Annotated in this window: 16 protein-coding genes; 1 reads left to right on the forward strand and 15 read right to left on the reverse strand. The window is 38.3% G+C overall.

Annotated elements, in window-relative coordinates; translation table 11 throughout:
• Positions 1 to 44: 44 nt before the first annotated feature.
• The 7 genes from udk to gyrA form a co-directional block, all read right to left on the reverse strand.
• Positions 45 to 683, reverse strand: a complete 639-nt coding sequence (udk, locus tag DF216_RS00375) for a uridine kinase (RefSeq protein ID WP_033688753.1) — start codon at positions 681 to 683, stop codon at positions 45 to 47.
• A 113-nt stretch (positions 684 to 796) separates the two neighbouring features.
• A complete protein-coding gene (gene truB / locus DF216_RS00380; protein WP_129325581.1) occupies positions 797 to 1675 on the reverse strand; it encodes a tRNA pseudouridine(55) synthase TruB in 879 nt (292 codons plus the stop codon).
• 10 nt (positions 1676 to 1685) lie between these two features.
• Positions 1686 to 2960: a DUF2130 domain-containing protein gene (locus DF216_RS00385; RefSeq protein WP_129325582.1), complete on the reverse strand. Its 1275-nt coding sequence runs from the start codon at positions 2958 to 2960 to the stop codon at positions 1686 to 1688.
• Positions 2961 to 3054: 94 nt separating this feature from the next.
• The gene (locus tag DF216_RS00390) at positions 3055 to 4335 is read right to left on the reverse strand and encodes an O-acetylhomoserine aminocarboxypropyltransferase/cysteine synthase family protein (RefSeq protein ID WP_129325583.1); all 1281 of its coding nucleotides are present in this window, start codon (positions 4333 to 4335) and stop codon (positions 3055 to 3057) included.
• Positions 4336 to 4485: 150 nt separating this feature from the next.
• Positions 4486 to 5283 (reverse strand): formate/nitrite transporter family protein, encoded by a 798-nt coding sequence (locus DF216_RS00395; RefSeq protein ID WP_129325584.1) that lies wholly within the window; start codon positions 5281 to 5283, stop codon positions 4486 to 4488.
• Between the two features lie 199 nt (positions 5284 to 5482).
• Positions 5483 to 6229: a class A sortase gene (locus DF216_RS00400; protein ID WP_084972356.1), complete on the reverse strand. Its 747-nt coding sequence runs from the start codon at positions 6227 to 6229 to the stop codon at positions 5483 to 5485.
• Positions 6229 to 8697, reverse strand: coding sequence for a DNA gyrase subunit A (gyrA, locus tag DF216_RS00405; RefSeq protein WP_129325585.1), 2469 nt, complete (start codon positions 8695 to 8697; stop codon positions 6229 to 6231). The genes DF216_RS00400 and gyrA overlap by 1 nt, the downstream gene beginning before the upstream one ends.
• 193 nt (positions 8698 to 8890) lie before the next feature.
• On the opposite strand from gyrA, the gene DF216_RS00410 reads away from it, so the two are divergent.
• Positions 8891 to 9877, forward strand: coding sequence for an L-lactate dehydrogenase (locus DF216_RS00410; protein ID WP_070800159.1), 987 nt, complete (start codon positions 8891 to 8893; stop codon positions 9875 to 9877).
• A 214-nt stretch (positions 9878 to 10091) separates the two neighbouring features.
• Here the strand turns inward: DF216_RS00410 and DF216_RS00415 are convergent, their stop codons facing one another.
• The 8 genes from DF216_RS00415 to DF216_RS00450 form a co-directional block, all read right to left on the reverse strand.
• Positions 10092 to 10583: a phosphoribosylanthranilate isomerase gene (locus DF216_RS00415; protein ID WP_129325586.1), complete on the reverse strand. Its 492-nt coding sequence runs from the start codon at positions 10581 to 10583 to the stop codon at positions 10092 to 10094.
• Positions 10584 to 10646: 63 nt separating this feature from the next.
• Complete coding sequence (locus tag DF216_RS00420; RefSeq protein WP_129325587.1) at positions 10647 to 11528, reverse strand: diacylglycerol/lipid kinase family protein; 882 nt, start codon at positions 11526 to 11528, stop codon at positions 10647 to 10649.
• Positions 11529 to 11691: 163 nt separating this feature from the next.
• Positions 11692 to 12318: an SAP domain-containing protein gene (locus tag DF216_RS00425; protein ID WP_129325588.1), complete on the reverse strand. Its 627-nt coding sequence runs from the start codon at positions 12316 to 12318 to the stop codon at positions 11692 to 11694.
• Positions 12319 to 12422: 104 nt separating this feature from the next.
• Entirely contained in the window at positions 12423 to 12551 is a 129-nt protein-coding gene (locus tag DF216_RS00430) for an ADP-ribosylglycohydrolase (RefSeq protein ID WP_096407254.1), read from the reverse strand.
• Positions 12552 to 12562: 11 nt separating this feature from the next.
• A complete protein-coding gene (locus DF216_RS00435; protein WP_125844129.1) occupies positions 12563 to 13369 on the reverse strand; it encodes an alpha/beta fold hydrolase in 807 nt (268 codons plus the stop codon).
• 330 nt (positions 13370 to 13699) lie between these two features.
• Complete coding sequence (locus DF216_RS00440; RefSeq protein ID WP_129325589.1) at positions 13700 to 17434, reverse strand: ATP-binding protein; 3735 nt, start codon at positions 17432 to 17434, stop codon at positions 13700 to 13702.
• Between the two features lie 29 nt (positions 17435 to 17463).
• The gene (gene rlmD / locus DF216_RS00445; protein WP_129325590.1) at positions 17464 to 19095 is read right to left on the reverse strand and encodes a 23S rRNA (uracil(1939)-C(5))-methyltransferase RlmD; all 1632 of its coding nucleotides are present in this window, start codon (positions 19093 to 19095) and stop codon (positions 17464 to 17466) included.
• Positions 19096 to 19169: 74 nt separating this feature from the next.
• Positions 19170 to 20144 (reverse strand): DUF1002 domain-containing protein, encoded by a 975-nt coding sequence (locus DF216_RS00450; protein WP_049477734.1) that lies wholly within the window; start codon positions 20142 to 20144, stop codon positions 19170 to 19172.
• Positions 20145 to 20155: the final 11 nt, after the last annotated feature.

A 20155-nucleotide genomic window follows, 5' to 3' on the forward strand; every position in this document is an offset into this window, starting at 1 on the left:
ACTAAAGGAAAAATAGAAAAAGGAGGCTAGACCTCCTCATCTGATTATTTACTGTTTCGCGCTTCTTCCAAAATCTTTGCAATCTTGGTCGTCAAAAGGTCGATAGCAACTGTATTGCTGACCCCTTCTGGAATGACGATATCAGCATAACGCTTGGTCGGCTCAATAAACTGGTGGTACATAGGTTTTACCACACCTAGATATTGGTCAATCACGCTATCCAAGCTACGGCCACGCTCCTCCATATCACGCTTGATACGACGAATAATGCGCACATCATCATCTGTATCCACAAAAATCTTGATATCCATCAAATCGCGCAGACGCTTGTCCTCCAAGACCAGAATCCCCTCAACGATAAAGACATCCTGAGGCTCCTGACGATAGGTCTTGCTACTCCGCGTATGCTCTGTATAGTCATAAGTTGGAATGTCCACTGGGCGCCCTGCCAACAATTCCTTAATCTGCTCGATCATCAAGTCTGTATCAAAGGCAAATGGATGGTCATAGTTAGTTTTGACACGCTCTTCAAAAGTCAAGTGAGACTGATCCTTGTAGTATGAATCATGCTCAATCATGGAAATCTTTTCATAAGGGAAATGCGATAAAATGGCTCTCGAAACACTGGTCTTACCACCACCAGAACCACCTGTCACTCCGATAATGATTGGTCTATTTTGCATGCTATCCTCCGTTTTTTTATCCGTCGTCTATTCTATCACATTTTTTGTAAAATTTATAGTCTGATTTGGATAGTCTAGGGGAAACACAAATCTATCCCCACACTCCAGTTAAACTAGCTAAAAACCTTCCTTGGTTTATATAATTTATCCCTTTTTTCTAGAATGGCTAGCAATGTATCTCCCTCAAAGGCAGCCAGTTCTTGGTCTATTTGGTCTAGCTCGATAAAACGACCAAAGCGCACTTCTGTAGCCTCTTCTGGAGTTAGGATAACTTTAACAAGGTCCCCTGTTCCAATTTCAAGAGGGTGGAGAAAGTCCAGTTGCCCTGCCTCTACTTTTTCAGCAATTTCTTTCAAAGTCAAGGCATCTTCTAACTGCAAACCAGCTGCACTAGTACGTGTTAGGTGGGACATATGGGCCGCATAACCCAGCTTCTTACCTAAATCAACCGATAAGGTACGGATATAAGTCCCCTTACTGCATTTCACACGAAAGGTAAAACGCGCAAGTTCGCTCTCATAAGAAATCGGACTTGTCCGTTCAAATTGATAAATAGTCACCTGACGTTCTGGACGCTCCACTTCCTGACCAGCACGCGCATACTCATAAAGCTTGCGACCATTGACCTTGACAGCCGAGTACATAGGCGGAATCTGAGTAATAGGCCCAGTCAGACTCGCAATCGCTTCATCGACAGTGGTTTCATCCAAGGGCGACAAAACAGGTGTCTCTGCGACCACTTCTCCACTGGCATCCTCAGTCGTCGTTGAATAACCAAGAGTGATCTCCCCCTCATAGACCTTACCCTCATCCTGCATGAACTCGACCATGCGGGTCGCCTTGCCCACCGCAATGGGCAAAACACCCAACACATCTGGATCCAAGGTCCCACCATGACCAATTTTCTTGGTTCCCAAAATCTTACGCAGCTTAAAAACAGCGTCATGCGAGGTCATCCCCGCTTCTTTTTTTAAATTGATAATACCGTTCATGTGTTTTTTCTCACTCCCCCTTCAGCGCTTCAAACTTCGCTTTCATGGTTGGATTTTTTCGGGTCAATTTTTTAACGGAAACATCTTCCAGCTTGTTGTTTGCGAGGCGGAGTTGGTTTTCGGATGTTGTCAGGAATTTCTTAACCTCTTCCATCCGTTTGATAGCCTTGTCAATTTCATCGATGGCTTTGCCGAAGTTGGTCGAAGCTGAATTATAGTTTTTAGCAAATGCTACTTTAAAGGCATCCAGGTCTTCCTCAAAATGTGTAATATCGATATTCTGCTCACGAACAAGTGCTAACTCCTGCTTGTATTTTAGGGAATTGAGCGCAGCATTTCGCAAAAGCCCAATCAACTGGATAAAGAACTGGGGACGAACCACATACATCTTTTCATACTCATGACTGACATCCACGATACCCGTGTTGAAATAGTCATTATCGGCCTCAAGCATGGTCACCAAAACCGCATACTCACAGTTCTTCTCCCGACGATCCTTGTCCAATTCCTTGTAAAAATCTGCATTCTTATGCTTCTTCTCTGTTCCGTCCGCTTCATTTTTCATCTCAAACATGATAGAAATGATTTCCACTCCATTTTCATCACATTCACGAAAGATAAAGTCGCCTTTAGACCCACGCGCAGAAACCTTGTTATCCTTCTCAAAGTAAGCATTTGGAAAGGCAAAACTACGAACCTTGTTAAACTCACTCTCTGCATACTGTTCCAAACTTTCTCCGATGGCTTTTGTAGATTGTTGAGCTTTGAAATTCTTGTAAAATTCGACCTGCTCACTGGCTGCCTTAAGTTGAGCTTCGTAATTTTGCTTAACAGAAGCAAGAGAAAGCTCGTTCTCCTTTTCTTGCAAGAGAAGCTGATTTTTGACCTGATCGCGCTCTTTTTCTAGGTCAGAGAGGGTCTTTTGCAGTTGATTTTCATGCTCCAAACGCAAGGTAGCCAATTGGTTTTCCAAGGCCTGTACTTCCTTGTCCTTTGCTAATAAGGCCTGGTGACTTGTCTGCTCAACTTCTTTCTTAGCTAACTCTTTCTCTGTATCAAAGTTTTGGATTTGACTCTGCAATTGCGCAATTTCTTGGTCCTTCTGAGCCAGTTTAGACTGTTGCTCATTCATGGCCTTTTGCTCAGCCAAGGCCAGCTCCTGCTTTATGCGATCGTGTAATTCCTTGTCAAACTCAGCTGTTCTCACTTGGGATAAAAGTTCGGCATACTGGCTCTCATTTACTGTAAAGACTTCCCCACAGTTAGGACATTTGATTTCGTTCATAACTTTCCTCTTTCTAGACTTCTGTAACCATTATATCATGCCTGAGGGAAAATCAAAAACAGTGAGTCGAAACCCACTGTTTATATCTTTTACTTTAAATTTTTTCCAAGGCCAAGCGCAAATCTTCAATCAAATCATCTACATTTTCAAGACCGATAGACAAGCGGATTTGGTTTGGTGTGACACCTGCTGCTTCTAGATCTTTTTCTGACAACTGACCGTGAGTAGTTGTCGCTGGATGGACAACAAGCGATTTGGCATCTGCTACGTTTGCAAGGTCAGAGAAGATTTCCAAATTATCAATCACCTTACGAGCCTCTGTCTCTCCACCTTTAACATGGAAGGTAAAGATTGAACCAACACCTTTTGGCAAATATTTCTCAGCCAAGGCATGGTAAGGACTGTCTGCTAGTTTTGGATAGTTGACTTTTTCAACCTTAGGATGGTTGACAAGGAAATCAACAATTTTCTCTGCATTTTGCACATGACGTTCAACACGAAGAGAGAGAGTTTCAAGTCCTTGGAGCAAGAGGAAGGCATTAAATGGTGATAAGGCTGCTCCTGTATCACGAAGTAATTGAACTCGAACAGCGATAATAAAGGCTGCTGCCCCAACATCACGAGTATAGCTCAAGTTATGGTAGCTAGGATCTTCCTCAACAAATTGAGGGAATTTCCCCGAAGCTTCCCAGTCAAAACGACCACTGTCCACGATGACACCGCCAATAGTCGTACCATGCCCACCGATAAACTTAGTTGCTGAGTGAATGGCAATATCTACACCGTGAGAGAAAACGTTAATCAAATATGGTGTGGCAAAAGTATTGTCCGAAACGAGAGGAATCTGGTGTTTATGCGCAATCTCAGCCAATTTTTCCAAGTCAGGAATGTTAATCAAGGGATTCCCTAAGGTTTCAATCAAGACAAGCTTGGTATTGTCACCTATAGCTGCTTCAACTTCCTCCAAATTATCCACATCTACAAAGGTAGTTGTGATTCCATAACGAGGAAGGGTTTCTTTCAAGAGATTGAAGGTTCCACCGTAAATGGTTGAAGCTGCTACTACGTGGTCACCTGCGTGAGCAAGCGCCAAAATAGTGTAGGTTACAGCAGCCATACCAGATGCTGTTGCTAGCGCTCCGACACCACCTTCAAGGGCAGCGATACGTTCTTCAAAGGCTGCTGTTGTAGGATTTGTGATACGGGTATAGATATTGCCTGGTTTTCTCAAGGCAAACAAATCCGCACCTTCCTGCGTATCATCAAAAACGAAGGATGTTGTTTGATAAATCGGTACTGCACGAGACTTAGTTGCTGGATCAACTACTTGCCCAGCATGTAATTGTAGAGTTTCAAATTTAAAATCACGAGTCATAAGACGACCTCCAAATAGCTTCATTAGGGATATTGTATCATCTTGTGCTAGTCTTTTCCAATACCGTTTTTCTATATTTTGATATAAGGAACAACTATGACTAGTCATACACATCAAACAAAAAAGCACGATTGATTCGTGCTCAATTCTTTAATCTACATAAGTATCTTCGTTTTTATTGAGGAAGGCGTATGGTAAGCCCATCAAGAGACCGCCCCCAATGAAGTTCCCAATAAAGGTTACACCCCAGTGACGAAGAATATTAGGTATGTCAAAGTTAGCAATAGAATCAGCTGCAACACTGAACTTAACAATCGCAAAAGAAGCAAAGTTGGTTGCGATGTGTTCGTTTGTTAAGAATACAAACATGTAAATCGCTGATAAGACAAGCCAAAGTTTGGCCCCACCATCTTTCACCAAAACAAAGGAAAGAATGGCAATGTTTACAAAGATATTGGCTAAAATACCTTCAAGTAAGACTAGCTCATTGGAACGGCCTAACTTCATCTCTACAACCCCGGAGATAAAACTATCATGAGTCAGATTTGCATAGGCTGCTGAGTGGGCAAAGCCCCAACCTGCTATCAAAGCTCCGATGAGGTTGAACAAGGTACAGTATAGTAAAATCTCTGCTGTTTTTCTCCAAGAGATTTTTTTCAAGAAACTGCCAGCAGTCAAGAACATCATGTTTGAAGTTACCAACTCAGCATTCAAGAAAACAATGTAGGCCAATCCCCAAGCAAAAACAAATGGGAAAAGGAAACGTCCGCTACCTGGCGCTATTTTATTAATCAAGTCAGCTCCAACTGCACCCGCAGCCGTACTAAATGTTAGAAAGGCACCTGCAAACATAGAACGAATCGCATATTTGAATTTGCTTTGACTATAAAGACTTTCTTTCTTCTTGCAAGCAAATTCAATCTTTGAGATAAATTCTGAAGAGACCATAAAAAAACTCCTAAAACTTTTATTTGTGATAATTATAACATAATTCTTGTTTTCAAGAAAGCGTTTTCCGTGAAATATGAAAATTTTGTTCAAAAAATTTCACTTGTAATACTTCTCATATTTTTCTTTAAAAGTTTTTTTAGTTCTCTTTGTTCACACAAAAACCAGCGAAATGACTATTTCACTGGTTCATTAGAGTTTAATAACGCTGTTTATATGGTTTATTAAAGGCACTAAGGACATCATCAGATGTTTCTGAATATGCTTTAACTTCTTTAAAATCACCTTTAACAATAATTCGCTCTGTCGCGTCATAGTCGACACAGGTTACCAATGTGATTTCTTTGATACCATCACGGTCTTCAATTTCGTCTACGCGATCAGGCGTCACGTGCTTCACCTCACGAATCTCATAGGTGTATACTTTATCTTTATCAGTCAGATAGATTTTCATCCCTGCCTTGGCATTGACCAAAGGTGAAAAGAGCATTTGGCTTGCATTTTCAGCAGTAAAGATATGGTGGCTGGCTAGTGAATAGTTGCCTTCCCCCATTTTCTGATTTGCTTTCATGGTCCCTGCCCCGTAGAACAAGTTTACATTATCTAAACCTTTAAAAATAGGTAGGTTGATCTCTACTTCAGGAATGGCAATACCTCCTATGACTGGAAGTTGTTGAGCATCCCACTGGGCAGCTAACACCGCTTCTGATGAGATCGATTTGACAGAATCAAAATCGAAATTTCCTTCTGCCTCTTTATTCTCTTCAATCTTTTCTTTAGTCACCTGACTGACTTGATATTTATTGGTATTCCAAACCATAAACATGTTTCGGATCTTTGAATTAAAAATCAAGACCAAGGACAAGAGGATGAGAAAGACTGCTAGGATATTGGTCAGCAGGTTTCTGCGTTTCTTTTTTTTCTTTTTATTATCTTTTTCAGACATTATACTTCACTCTCTGTTTCAATTTCAGTCCCAACTTCTTCTTTTTCTGCTGCGGCAACCGTTGTAAAGGTCACAATCTTGGCATCTTGGTCTAGACGCATCACCTTAACTCCCATCGTTGAGCGTCCTGTTTGTGAAATATTGGCAACGTTTGTTCGAATCATGACCCCTGTATCCGTGATAATCATCAGATCTTCATCACCTTTAACAGTGAGTAGGCCTGCAAGAGGACCATTTTTCTCAGCAACATTGGCTGTCTTCATCCCTTTACCACCACGGCCTTTAGTTGGATATTCAGTAGCAAGAGTACGTTTACCATAACCTTTTTCAGTGATGATAAGAACCTCATCCTGGTCAGTAATAACACTTGCGCCAACTACTGTATCACCTTCACGAAGATTGACTCCTCGGACACCTGTCGCGATACGGCTCATTCCACGAACAGCTGACTGATTAAAGCGAACAGAATAACCAAACTTGGTACCAATGATAATATCGGTATCTTCTTCTGTCAGCAAGACATTGATCAACTCATCCTCATCCTTGAGATTCAAGGCCTTAAGTCCATTTTGACGAATATTTGCAAATTCTTTGACACTGGTTCTCTTCACGATTCCGTGACGAGTTGTAAAGAAGAGATAAGCATCATCACTACGTTCAGACTCAACGTTGATGATGGTCTGAATGCTTTCGCCTTCGTCTAACTTCAAAAGATTGACAACAGGCAATCCCTTGGCTGTACGACCATATTCAGGAATTTCATAGCCTTTAAGGCGATAGACACGCCCTTTATTGGTAAAGAAGAGTAAGTGATCATGAGTGCTGGTTGAAACCAACTCACGCACAAAATCATCGTCCTTGACACCAGTACCTTGAACACCACGACCACCACGTTTTTGAGCTGTGAACTCACCCTGGTCCAAACGTTTGATGTAGCCCTTGTTAGAGAGAGTAATCAAGACATCCGTCTCTTCAATCAAATCTTCGTCCTCAAGTGTCAAGACTTCTCCTACCATCAACTCAGTACGACGTTTGTCACCAAACTTGCGTTTGACTTCGTCCAATTCCTCTTTGATGATTTGGGCCACACGCTCAGGTTTGGCAAGAATATCGGCTAAATCTGCAATCAAGGCAATCAATTCATCATACTCAGACTGAATCTTATCACGTTCCAATCCTGTCAAACGACGAAGACGCATATCAAGGATAGCCTGACTTTGACGCTCTGAAAGCTTAAACTTGCTCATCAATTCAACTTGTGCTTCCGCATCCGTTTCACTAGCACGGATGATACGGATTACCTCGTCGATGTGGTCTAGCGCGATTAAAAGACCTTCTAAGATATGTGCACGCGCTTCTGCTTTTTCCTTGTCAAAACGTGTACGACGAACAACTACTTCTTTTTGGTGCTCAATATAAGCATCCAAAATTTGACGAAGAGACAAGATCTTTGGTACGCCATTCTGGATCGCCAGCATATTGAAACCAAAATTGGTTTGCATCTGGGTCATCTTGAAGAGATTGTTGAGGATAACATTTGCGGATGCATCCCGTTTGACCTCGATCACAAAACGAACCCCTTCTCGATTGGATTCATCACGTACTGCCGTAATGCCCTCAAGGCGTTTTTCCTGAACCAAGCGAACAATATGCTCATGGACCTTGGTTTTATTGACCATGTAAGGAAATTCCGTTACAACGATACGCTCACGACCTGTCTTAGTAGTTTCAATCTCTGTACGAGAACGAAGAACAATCGAACCTTTACCAGTCTCGTAGGCCTTATGAATACCTGATTTCCCCATAACAAGGGCACCAGTTGGAAAGTCTGGACCAGGCAAGACTTCCATCAAGTCCTTAGTAGTCACATCTGGATTGTCCATGACCAGCTTCACGGCATCAATGGTTTCACCAAGGTTGTGAGGAGGAATGTTGGTAGCCATCCCTACGGCAATCCCAGTTGCCCCGTTGACCAAAAGGTTTGGAAAACGAGCTGGCAAAACCAAGGGTTCACGTTCATTGGCATCGTAGTTGTCTACAAAATCAACTGTATTTTTATTGATATCACGAAGCATTTCAAGAGCAATCTTGCTCATACGTGCCTCGGTGTAACGTTGCGCGGCAGCACCGTCCCCATCCATGGAACCAAAGTTTCCATGCCCATCAACGAGCATGTAACGGTAGCTCCACCACTGGGCCATGCGGACCATAGCTTCATAAATAGAGGAATCTCCGTGTGGGTGGTATTTACCCATAACATCCCCTGTGATACGGGCTGACTTTTTATGGGGTTTATCTGGAGTGACCCCCAATTCATTCATTCCGTAAAGAATACGACGGTGAACTGGTTTTAAGCCATCTCGAACATCAGGAAGAGCACGCGCTACGATAACACTCATGGCGTAGTCGATAAAGCTAGTCTTCATCTCCTTTGTCAGATTGACATTCACTAAATTTCTATCCTGCATTCATAAATGCCTCATTTCACTATTAGTAACTAGATATATTATACCATAAAATGTCCTTTATTTCAGGCTTTGGAAATCACTAAAACGTTTACATCAAGAACAAGAGGGCATATTCGTGACAAAGTTTTTTAAAAGTGATAGAATGAAAGTGTCTGGGGATTCCCCTAAAAAAAATGAAGGAGATGTTTAGATAATGACTTCAACTAAACAACACAAAAAAGTGATCCTTGTTGGTGACGGTGCCGTAGGTTCATCTTACGCTTTCGCACTTGTTAACCAAGGAATTGCACAAGAGCTTGGAATTATCGAAATTCCTCAATTACACGAAAAAGCTGTAGGTGATGCGCTTGACCTTAGCCACGCCCTTGCCTTCACTTCACCTAAAAAAATCTACGCTGCTCAATACGCTGACTGTGCAGACGCTGACCTTGTTGTTATCACTGCAGGTGCTCCTCAAAAACCAGGTGAAACTCGTCTTGACCTTGTAGGTAAAAACTTGGCTATCAACAAATCAATTGTGACACAAGTTGTTGAATCAGGTTTTGATGGTATCTTCCTTGTTGCGGCTAACCCAGTTGACGTTTTGACTTACTCAACTTGGAAATTCTCTGGATTCCCTAAAGAACGTGTTATCGGTTCAGGTACTTCACTTGACTCAGCTCGTTTCCGTCAAGCACTTGCTGAAAAATTGGATGTTGATGCTCGTTCAGTTCACGCCTACATCATGGGTGAACACGGAGATTCTGAATTTGCGGTTTGGTCACATGCCAATATCGCTGGTGTAAACCTTGAAGAATTCCTTAAAGATACTCAAAACGTTCAAGAAGCTGAATTGATTGAATTGTTCGAAGGTGTTCGTGATGCAGCCTACACAATCATCAACAAAAAAGGAGCTACATACTATGGTATCGCCGTAGCACTTGCTCGTATCACAAAAGCAATCCTTGATGACGAAAATGCAGTACTTCCACTTTCAGTCTTCCAAGAAGGGCAATACGGTGTTAAAAACGTCTTTATCGGTCAACCAGCTGTTGTTGGTGCACACGGTATCGTTCGTCCAGTAAACATCCCATTGAACGACGCTGAAACTCAAAAAATGCAAGCTTCTGCAAAAGAATTGCAAGCAATTATTGATGAAGCATGGAAAAACCCTGAATTCCAAGCAGCTTCTAAAAACTAATCCATATAAAAACAGTTCCTTCTGACTACAAGGAACTGTTTTTGTATTGTCTAACTCTTATCTAACTATCGAGCAAATTGACAAAAAAACTAATGAGTCTCTGTATGTATCCATGTACCCTTTGTATTCACATAGCTCCATCACAAATTGCCTCACGTTCAATCAATACAAAAAATAGCAAATCGATTTGCTTCACTATTTTCTACATATGATTTTACAAATGTCTTTCCAACCACTCTATCTTCTTAAAATCCTTATTGTTATTGTGGTCATTTCGATAGGAATCTTGGGAAGAAGCTTTGTAAATGCTTAAATACTGTTCTAAACTTGGAACACGAAACGTGATGTCCTCGCGATGAATCAACTCTATATCTGATTCCGAAACTTCTGCAAAATCAGGTAAAGAATCGATACTTCCAAACTCAACACTCAGACCATCCTTTTGGAATTCATGTTCATGAATATCTATTAAGGCGTAACCTAAGTGATTCATCACTTTCATTATCTTGTCCCAGTCATAAATTCTGAGATGATCAGGTGCTTCCCAACCTCTAGGGTCACCAGGCACATGAATGTCAATGTCTGACGGCCCCCATTCTTCATTTGAACGGTATTCAAACCCCAAAGAGCCCATGAGAGTCGGAGTGATCCCGACTTGGTTTAAATGAGAACAAATTGTTCGAAATTCATCAAATAGAGAATTCATTCCTCCCCCAATCGTTGATATAAAACTCGATTTCGCAGTGAAGGATAAACTAATTTTTACCTTCTACTCTTTCGGTTTCGAAAATACTTCTACTCGCTGTGCTAGGACTTTGATTTCTACAGGTAGATTATCCGACTTATCGCCGTCAACATCTGACTCCAATTCACTATCTGAAGAGATTTTAATATTACGCGCTCTGATATACTCAATATTATCATTGCCGACAACATCCCCTTTTAGTAAATCTGGAATGACAGATAATTTAGAGAATATTGAAGCATCTTTTAGAATCAAAATATTGGCATAGCCATCTTTATTCTCTTCAAAAATCTTTTTATCAGCGAAGTAATTTGTCAAGAGAACCAAAACATGACTAGCCTCACCAAGATAATTTCCATTTTCTGTCTCGACATTAATGTTAAAGACCTGATCTGTCATGACGGACTTCATAGTATTTACAGCATAGGCAAGGATACCAAATTTTGTCTTATCTTCAATTTCAACATTGTGAATCGCCTCAGGCAGAGAACCGATACTAAAGATATAACCAAAATAGTTGTCATTCGCTTTACCGATATCAATCTTGTTGGTTAAGTTAAAATCGAGCTCATCAATTGCACCATCGATGTCTTGATTGATTTCCAAAAGTTTCGTAATGAGGTTACCCGTACCGCCTGGGATAATCCCTAACTTAGGAATGTAGTCTCTCTCAGCAATACCCGAAATGACTTCATTGACTGTCCCGTCTCCACCAAAAACAACCACTGCATCATATCCTTCTTGTGAAGCTTCTTCTGCAAAGATGGTCGCATCTAGAGCTTTTTCAGTAATCTTCGTTTCCACGTGCTCAAAATAATCTTTGGCTTTATTCTCCAGCTTGTCCTTATAATCCAAAGCCTTTTCCCCACCAGAGGTAGGGTTGATAATTAACATTGCTTTTTTCATTGATTTTCTCCTTGAATTTTAAATAGAAATATTAGCATAGCTACATTTATCATTACATATAATTCTATTATATAATGAAAACTCAGAAAAAAGAACTTTGACGTACTGGGCATTAATGTATAATAGCTAGTTTAAAATTCAGATTATCAAAAGCAAGTCACTTCTATTTAACTATCTCGCCACACTCTTTTATTTTATCAGCATATTCAGTCAAAAGATTCTTTGAATAAATTTTTTCATTACTTGAATTTCTAACCTCTTTCCAAAGAATAGAAGCTACTTTTAGTTTATTCGAGTAATTTCGACTATTTTCGTCTGCACAGAAATTCTTTAGAAATTGGTTCCATTGACAAACCGAATGATCATACTTAGCATAATCTGAATTTCCATAATAAACTTTTAGCATATCTTGGATTGTAAAACTCAAATCATTTTCTCTTTTTACTTTTCTCCAAGCTGTAGCCATATCAGCAGTAAATTTAAATGGCGAAACATCTGTTAAAGTTGAGAAATATTCTCTAAAGTGTGCATTAAAGGAGAATCCACATTCAAGCAAGGGTGTGTCCAAGGTAACGACTTCTACTTGTTTCTTTTTCCTTTTTATTGATGATTTTTTAATCAAATTGCCCTTAAAGTACTGCTCAATAATATCATTTAGTTCTTGTTTTGTACCTCTATTTTCAAGACCTAATGACTTGCATATCTGTGAAAGTTCATCACGATACCAATAGTATTTATTAAACTCATCAAAAGATGAGATTTTTTCAAACTCAGGTCTGCTTTCTATCAATATTTTACCTCCTTAAAACCAATTTAGGCTGTCATCTCGAAATAATGGAGTTTTAGTTTCTTTATTTTGAGGAATAGTTCCGTTTCTCTAACAAGCTCATACACTCAGCGGTTCGGACTTACCGTATCATCTGTGAAAAAACAATCCTCACGAAATAAAGGAAAATCCTTCGTTTTGATATTGTTCCATTCGTAAACTGAACCTACAATATCACCAATAATTGCTCCTAGCATAAGTTTCCTCTTTATAGCATATCAGATTCGTTACACATTTCTAATGAATCACTCTTTAAAAATGGCACCACCAAATCAATCCACTCATAAGGCAGGTAAGCTGATAAATAACCATGGTTATACCCCTTTGCTTCATACAAAATTGTATTTGAATGTAGCTGATGAAATAATTTCGCTGATTCTTTCACACAGTTCAATTCTTTTTCACCATAGATATACAGAACCTGGGCCTTGCTAGCAGAAATCATATCTTTCAGCTTGTAACATCCCATATAGTTTTTGTAAATTGTCACCAATGTTTTGACAGGCGTCCTTGGCAAATCTTCCAAATAATAAGCTTTTATTTCCTCTGGATAAGCCAGTTTAGGATAGAGTTTGTTCATCATGCTTAACTGAAGTTTGCAAGAGAATTTATTGAACATCAGTTTACCAAATAGAGACACTAGAAAGATGCTGATTTTAGCTAAACTTGGTTGAGGAATACAGAGGCTTCCATCTATGATGGCCTTCTCAGCAATTTCACTGTCTAAAGACAAAAGCTCCATGGCAATTTGACCACCAAGTGAAACACCACCGATTGCAAACAATTTCCCACCACAGTTTGCTTTGATATAGTCTAGAATCTCCAAAGCAGAATCTTCAGTAGAAACATAATCAAGTTGATATTCCTCGCCGTGGCCATTCAAAGTGGGTAGAATAATACGGTATTCTTTTGACAAGATTCGTGCTTGACGAAGATAATTCCACCAAGAACTGCCACCACCATGTATCAGTAAAATAGGAGGCAAATTCTTATCACCAAATTCATGGAATTTCATGTTTAAACTCCTCACTGTAGGACTTTCACTAGCTACACCCATGTTTAATCAGCTTGTACAAGCAGTGATACCGTCTCCGCATGATGCGTCTGCGGGACTCAAAAGGTTCAGTGAACCTTTTGAGGATTAGCCACGTTTCACTAACAAACTTACACACTCAACTTGCTCATCATTGTCCAAACCAGTCTTAATAACATCTCCAACATCCATAATATTTTTTAAACCTTAAATAAGATTTAGATAAATTTATTTGTAGGTTAAACCATCATGAAATGTCAATTCACAGATAGTTTTACTTATATATTTATACAATCTTTTTGTATTTATAAATCATCCTCTTAAAATCTCGTCTATCTGCTCCGCTTCGATTTGTTTTTGTAAATCATCAATTTTTGTTTCAATATAGTTTTTATGTTTTATCCACTTTAAACCTATAAAATTTGGTAACAATGATTCGAGAAATTCAATCCAAGCTGAATACATAGGTACTACACTACCTGACCAACTCCAAGAAGTAGGTGTTAATGGTATTTTTTCAAAGTCTTCAAACAACGGATTATTCTCAAGAAAGAGCAAGATATACTCTTTTTTTCTTTTGATCTCTAATTTTGACACAACTGAAAATAGGCAATACATTTTTGCTTTATCATTGCAGAATCGTTGAATACATTGTCGAATCCACATATCTTGTCTTTCTAACAGCTTTTTCTCATTTTGCTTTGGCAATAATAAAGATTCTAAAAAATACGGTACTGACAACCTAGAATATTGACGGTTTCTTATCAACTGCTCAAAGATTTTATTATATATTTCTACAAAATCGTCCAAATCAAAAAAGCAACAATGCTTTTCTTGATGGTCGCTAAAGGAGTCACTATTTATTAAATAATCTATATACTTGTCCAGTATAGAAGGTCTAACCGAATATATTTCCTTCAAAAATTGTCCGTCATAATCATGATGTTTATCATATGACAACATAGCATAGTATATTTCTTCAAGCAATTCTAAATTGCAATTAAATTTTTGAATCACTTCCCTTGGTGTATTATGATGATAATTAAATAACAAGCCAAAATAAATATCCACGATAAAAGAGGAATACTCTTTTTTATCCAAAATAATTTTGCAACCTTCTATTAATGCTAATTCATCTATTGTATTATACTTATCCAGAAAATCTACATCACGCATTGATGATGAGGTAATATATCTGTCAGAAGTATCTTTCAAAAAATCATAAAGCCCTTGTAAATGTTTTTCTGTAATTAATCCCGGCGGTAATTCATGATAATATGCATATGTCCAAGCATTTTTCTGACTATATTCTTCACTAAGAATAATTTCATACACTTCTGAATCGGATAATAATGAAAATAAATTGTCTACTAGATGGTATGGATGTAAATTGTTTGGTGTATCGTTTTTGATATAATATTTAATTGCATCAACATACCAATCTGCTTTATCGGAAATAGCATCAAAGGCAATGTCTAATCCTTCACCGACCTCCCAATATGAATGGTTATCTAGCTCAGAAATACCGTTGCAAACATCAATTAACTTCTTAAATATCTGTAAATCACAATTCAAAGTGTAATGATTAATTGATTGCTGCTTTTGTTTTCTATTTTCTTCATAACCAGTTTCTTTATAATCTGGTCCTTTAAGAAGACAATATAATTGAAAGCCCTCTCCTTCAAAATATTCAGAAAACAAGGATTCACAAGAATAATTCATTCTGCTAAAAACTTGCACTATTTTGTCTGCTAAAAGGCAATTTGCCAATTTATCTGGTGGAAAATTTAACTTCAAAATTAATTCAATATATTTTAAATCAAATTGTAAAACAGGAATGCTTATATCGTCAATAATGTCACCATAAGAACTAAGAATTCCCCTAACTTTTTCTCTATACTTTTCAATTTTACTCAAAGAAGTTAACGATTCCCAAATGAACTCACGATATTTTTCAACACCTTTAGATATAGTTAGTGGAATCTGATATATGGTCATTGCATTCTTTCGTCCTTCCTCCGCTGGAGAAAAATTTAACTTCAGAAATTCTTCTGCTATCTGCAAAAAAATTATTACAATAAATTCTTGTTTCCAATCATTTGAATATTCTATTATTTTTTCAAAAAAAGTTATTTGAGTATAAAAACTATTACGAAAAGAAGCCCTCTGAATACCAAAATATATATTAACTGCATGGTAAAATTCCATAAATAAATCTGGTCGCTTTAGATAATATTGAAAAAACAAATCACAAGCGGTTGGCAAATCAGTCATATCTGCAAATCCACCAAGAATTTTAATGATATCATTTTCCACATGTTGATAATTTTTTCTTTTTTCAGTATCTATATCGATCCATTCACAAATCACTCTTTCTTCAGATTCAATTTCATTTTGCAAAAGCAAAAGTGTTTCCGTAGGATTAATGCGAAAAAAGACTTTTACAAATTCAAAGAAGATTGGCGATTTTTCTGTTGATAATTCATCCCATAATAACTTTATTTCTTTCTCAGCAAAATTTAAAAGTGCCTTATTTTTAAAAATATTAAGTAACGTATTAACAGAAGATACAGTTCTCTCTCTGTAACTTGAAAAGCAAGCTTTAATCATTTTCGACAAACTAAGTAATTTTTTGTCAAAGAAAATATATTTTAACAAATAATTAGACAAACATTGATCAGAAAAACGAACAGCTTTATCATTACAAATATCGACAATCTCCCGCTCGTGAAGCATACGGATATTTTCAATGAAACTATCTCGATTTAACCCTTTTTCCTGTAAAATTGGTAAAAGTGCATCAATATAATCTAAATGAATTGCTTCAAGAAAAGCAATTATACCAGAAGTTATACACAGATTTTTGTCTATAAAAAATTGATTATTTTCTAAATTAGAACCATAATAATCTTCATATAATTGTGACACATCATCAATAGACTCCAAACGATTTGAACTGCATGCTACTTTCCCAGCAAGTATAGCAATACGAGCATTTCCTTCTGCAATTCTTATAATTCGTTCTTGATAGTCTGAATTCAAAATGCCCAATGAAATTTCAAGTAATTCCTTAATCTCATTCTCTGAAAATACATTTACATTCACAATTTCATAAGAAGTGATTGCTCGAACATCGTTTATCACTTTTTGAAGTGCATAATCCCTTACTGTAATAAGTATTTTTACATTATATCCCTCTGGTTTCATACTAACGTATCGGATAATATGCTGCAGTCCTGACAATTGATTAGCATCATCAATAAAAAGAAAATAATCTCCTGGTTTATCTAAAAAAAGTTTTAAATCCTCGTATATTGGTAATGCATTACTATGAATACAGTAAGTCTTTTCATTCTTAGCATCTGCATGATTTTTTACATAATGCAAAGCTAAACGTGTTTTCCCCGTACCTGATGAACCACTAAGTATAACAACATCCACTTTAAGATAAGCATTGATGATATCTTGAAATTCTTTTTCTCTGAATAGAAATTTAGTGTCAATTGGAGCAGCCATTCTATTTGCATTGTAACTATTAATAAATTCATCATATGATTGAATTTGATCTGTACTTATTGATATTCCCAAAAAATCACGTGAAAGATTATGATGGAAAAGATATATATCTTCTGCAAGCTTATCAATTCCAATAATTACAAGCTTAACTCCAACATCTTCACACAGTTTTTTTACTTCACTATCTTGAAAGGGTGTAAGGTTTGATGAAGTATGACAATAAATAATTTCAGAGATTTTGTCATATGGAACACCTGTCTTTGCTGTATCAAGACATTTTTCAAGGTCATCCCTAATTTTTGCAAATAAGTTTGTCCTTTGAGTTGTGTATTCAACAAAAACATACTTTTCATTTGATGCAATAAAATATGTATCAGGTGTACCTAAAGTGGTCTTTCGTGTACCTGCTTCTCCACCAAGAGATACTATACTCGGATAGCCCGTTTTATATAAATAAGAATCACAAAGATTTTGAAATGAACCTGCATCCAGTTGTAGTATTTTTTGTTTAATACTTTCAATATTAGCCACTGTCTATAATCCCCCCTATTGTTTTAATATTACAACATCTTAAAATGCTTCAACGCATCCAAAATAGCTTCTTCCTTTTCAATTTGACACAGTGGAACTTTCTGATTCTCATTTTTTGAAATATTATAGTGTTCCCTAACCTCTAAACCATGCTTTTTCTTCACTTGTGCAATATAAAGTGTCGATACTTTAAACCCAAAAGTTTCAAAAACATAGTTTTGAATTTGTTTATATGTTGCCTTACTTTCAGCACTCGTTAAATCCATATCATCCATCGGAAGTTCCACACTAATATATTTCTTAGAATCTATTTTGGAAAGCAACACAATTGTCTCGACATGATGCGTTTGTGGAAACAAGTCCACCGGCTGGACTTTCCTCAACTCATATCCCAATTCTTGGTAGAGTTTGATATCACGCGCCATAGTTGCAACATTACATGAAATATAAGCGATGCGGTCAGCTCCTGTTTGACTGCTTGCTTTGATAAAGCTCTCGGTCAAGCCCTTGCGTGGTGGGTCGACCAAGATAACGGTTGGTTGAATACCTTCCTTGAGCCAATTCTTCATTGCATTTTCAGCTGTGTCACAGACATAGTAGGCATTGGTAATGCCATTCAAGCTAGCATTCTTCTGGCTATTCTCTACTGCTTCTGGAATCACTTCAACACCGTAGACTTCCTTGACATGCTTGGCGACTGATAAACCAATGGTTCCAATACCCGAATAAGCATCGATAACCACATCATCTGCTTTTAACTCCGCAAAGTCAATGGTTGTTTGATAGAGTTTCTCAGCCATTTGAGTATTGACCTGGTAAAAGGCTGGACCAGCGATTTGGAAGTTATTTCCCAACATCTGATCCGTAATATAGTCTTGACCATAAAGAGTCTTCCATTCCTTACCAAAAATCGCATTGGTATTCTGGTCGTTGATATTTTGCATGACAGAGACAATCTCTGGGAACTGCTTGATAACTTGTTCAATCAATTGGTCAACACGGAAAACTTTCGGACGAGTGGTTACCAAAATGACCATGATTTGTCCTGAATAGTGCCCGCGACGCACAACGAGGTTGCGAATCAAGCCGGACTGTTCCTTTTCATCATAAGGTTTCAAATCATAACGACGGAGGAGATCTCGAAGAGCTACTACGACTTGGTCAATGACAGGATCCTGAATAAAGAAATCTTCAAGGGGCATGAGGTCGTGCGAATTCTTACGGAAAAATCCTGTTTCCAAGACACCATTGACACGACGAACGGGCACCTGCGCCTTATTGCGATACTGGACAGGATTCTCCATACCTAGTGTTTCAGCAACCTCTACATCTCTAATACCAGCAATCTTGTAGAGACTATCCTTGACTTGCTTGGCTTTAAACTTAAGCTGTTCTGGATAGGCAAGATGCCCCAAGTCAGCGATACCTGAACGTAGATAAGCTAGGTCAAGGTCTTGGTTACGATGCGGAGAAAGTGTAAGGCATTCTTCAACTTTTCCATATCCGATCTTTTTATTGACCTTAAGGACTCGCATGAGGATTTTCTCAGTTGGTAGAGCATTTTCTACAAAGAAAACCAAACCTTCTATCTTGGCGATCCCTGCACCTTCATGGGTCAAATCAACAATTTCAACTTCTACAATATCATTTTTCTTTAACATATTTTTCACTTTCTATCGGCCGACAAAAAAAGACGGCAACATTTCTGTTACCATCTATTATATCATGAAATGACCTAAGCACCAAAACTCTTGAAGAAGTTGACAATGGCTTGCCAAAGGGAGCTAAAGAAGTTGCCCCCCTCTTCTAGCGCTTTATTGGCATCAAAGTTGAGATTGATATTTTTAAAACTATCTCCAGCTTGGGAAACGATGCTTTCCTTGAGGTCATTTAGGGTTTTAGTAAAATCAGCATTGTTCAAAATGTCACTCTTTGAGAGGTTGAGGGCAAAATTGATGATGATATTGACCTGGTTTCCTGTTATAACCTGATCAAGTTTGTAGTTTTTTAGGGTGTCTTCAACGATTTTGCGGACATCTTCCTCTGTCAGATTTCCTTTGGCTTCTTTCGCCTTTGCGATTCCTGCCTTGATATCTGCCAAAGCCACATTGAGCTTATTGGCATCGTAGCCTGACTTGTCCTTGTTTTCAGCATTGATATCGGACAAGGCTTTTAGTTCTTCTTGGGCCAAGTCTTTATTGGCTTGCGGTACTTTAGCACCATTGGCCTCTAACGAGTAGTAAATCCCTGCTAGGGCGCTTTCTCCTGTAACTGGAATAGGAGCTGCAACTGTGATTTTGGCATGCTCGACTCCCAGCGTCACTGCTGCGTTACGGTACATATCCTGCGTCACCTTGGTGATATTTTCAGGCGTTTCAATCTTGACTTCTAGAGGTGATTTGTCACCCAGCTTTTGAATCTTAGCCGACGAATAGAGCTGTAAACTAGCATCATTAGCCACATTCATAATTTTCGAATAGATATCGGGTGTCATAGTTTTGATATCTTTAGTGTCTTTTGATGCATCATAGCCAAGTTTGCTAAGAGTTTGATTCTTCTGGTCTTCAGATAGAGAAGAACCTAGGACGTATTCTGGTTGTACATAGGTTTCATCGATTACTTTTTGAACATCGGTTGCTGCGTGGACACTCGTCATAGCTGTTGCGGCCCACAATACTGCAGCACTTGTTAGAAAGAATTTCTTTCTCATAGGGTATTCCC

Source organism: Streptococcus oralis (assembly GCF_004127215.1).
Lineage (GTDB): Bacteria > Bacillota > Bacilli > Lactobacillales > Streptococcaceae > Streptococcus > Streptococcus oralis_BD.

What these genes read in the sequence shown, in the direction of transcription:
- DF216_RS00395 (WP_129325584.1), bottom strand. Translation starts at nt 5,283, where the DNA reads ATGGTCTCTTCAGAATTTATCTCAAAGATTGAATTTGCTTGCAAGAAG.
- rlmD (WP_129325590.1), bottom strand. Translation starts at nt 19,095, where the DNA reads ATGTTAAAGAAAAATGATATTGTAGAAGTTGAAATTGTTGATTTGACC.
- DF216_RS00415 (WP_129325586.1), bottom strand. Translation starts at nt 10,583, where the DNA reads ATGAATTCTCTATTTGATGAATTTCGAACAATTTGTTCTCATTTAAAC.
- DF216_RS00435 (WP_125844129.1), bottom strand. Translation starts at nt 13,369, where the DNA reads ATGAAATTCCATGAATTTGGTGATAAGAATTTGCCTCCTATTTTACTG.
- DF216_RS00430 (WP_096407254.1), bottom strand. Translation starts at nt 12,551, where the DNA reads ATGCTAGGAGCAATTATTGGTGATATTGTAGGTTCAGTTTACGAATGG.
- truB (WP_129325581.1), bottom strand. Translation starts at nt 1,675, where the DNA reads ATGAACGGTATTATCAATTTAAAAAAAGAAGCGGGGATGACCTCGCAT.
- DF216_RS00410 (WP_070800159.1), top strand. Translation starts at nt 8,891, where the DNA reads ATGACTTCAACTAAACAACACAAAAAAGTGATCCTTGTTGGTGACGGT.
- gyrA (WP_129325585.1), bottom strand. Translation starts at nt 8,697, where the DNA reads ATGCAGGATAGAAATTTAGTGAATGTCAATCTGACAAAGGAGATGAAG.
- DF216_RS00385 (WP_129325582.1), bottom strand. Translation starts at nt 2,960, where the DNA reads ATGAACGAAATCAAATGTCCTAACTGTGGGGAAGTCTTTACAGTAAAT.
- udk (WP_033688753.1), bottom strand. Translation starts at nt 683, where the DNA reads ATGCAAAATAGACCAATCATTATCGGAGTGACAGGTGGTTCTGGTGGT.
- DF216_RS00420 (WP_129325587.1), bottom strand. Translation starts at nt 11,528, where the DNA reads ATGAAAAAAGCAATGTTAATTATCAACCCTACCTCTGGTGGGGAAAAG.
- DF216_RS00400 (WP_084972356.1), bottom strand. Translation starts at nt 6,229, where the DNA reads ATGTCTGAAAAAGATAATAAAAAGAAAAAAAAGAAACGCAGAAACCTG.
- DF216_RS00450 (WP_049477734.1), bottom strand. Translation starts at nt 20,144, where the DNA reads ATGAGAAAGAAATTCTTTCTAACAAGTGCTGCAGTATTGTGGGCCGCA.
- DF216_RS00390 (WP_129325583.1), bottom strand. Translation starts at nt 4,335, where the DNA reads ATGACTCGTGATTTTAAATTTGAAACTCTACAATTACATGCTGGGCAA.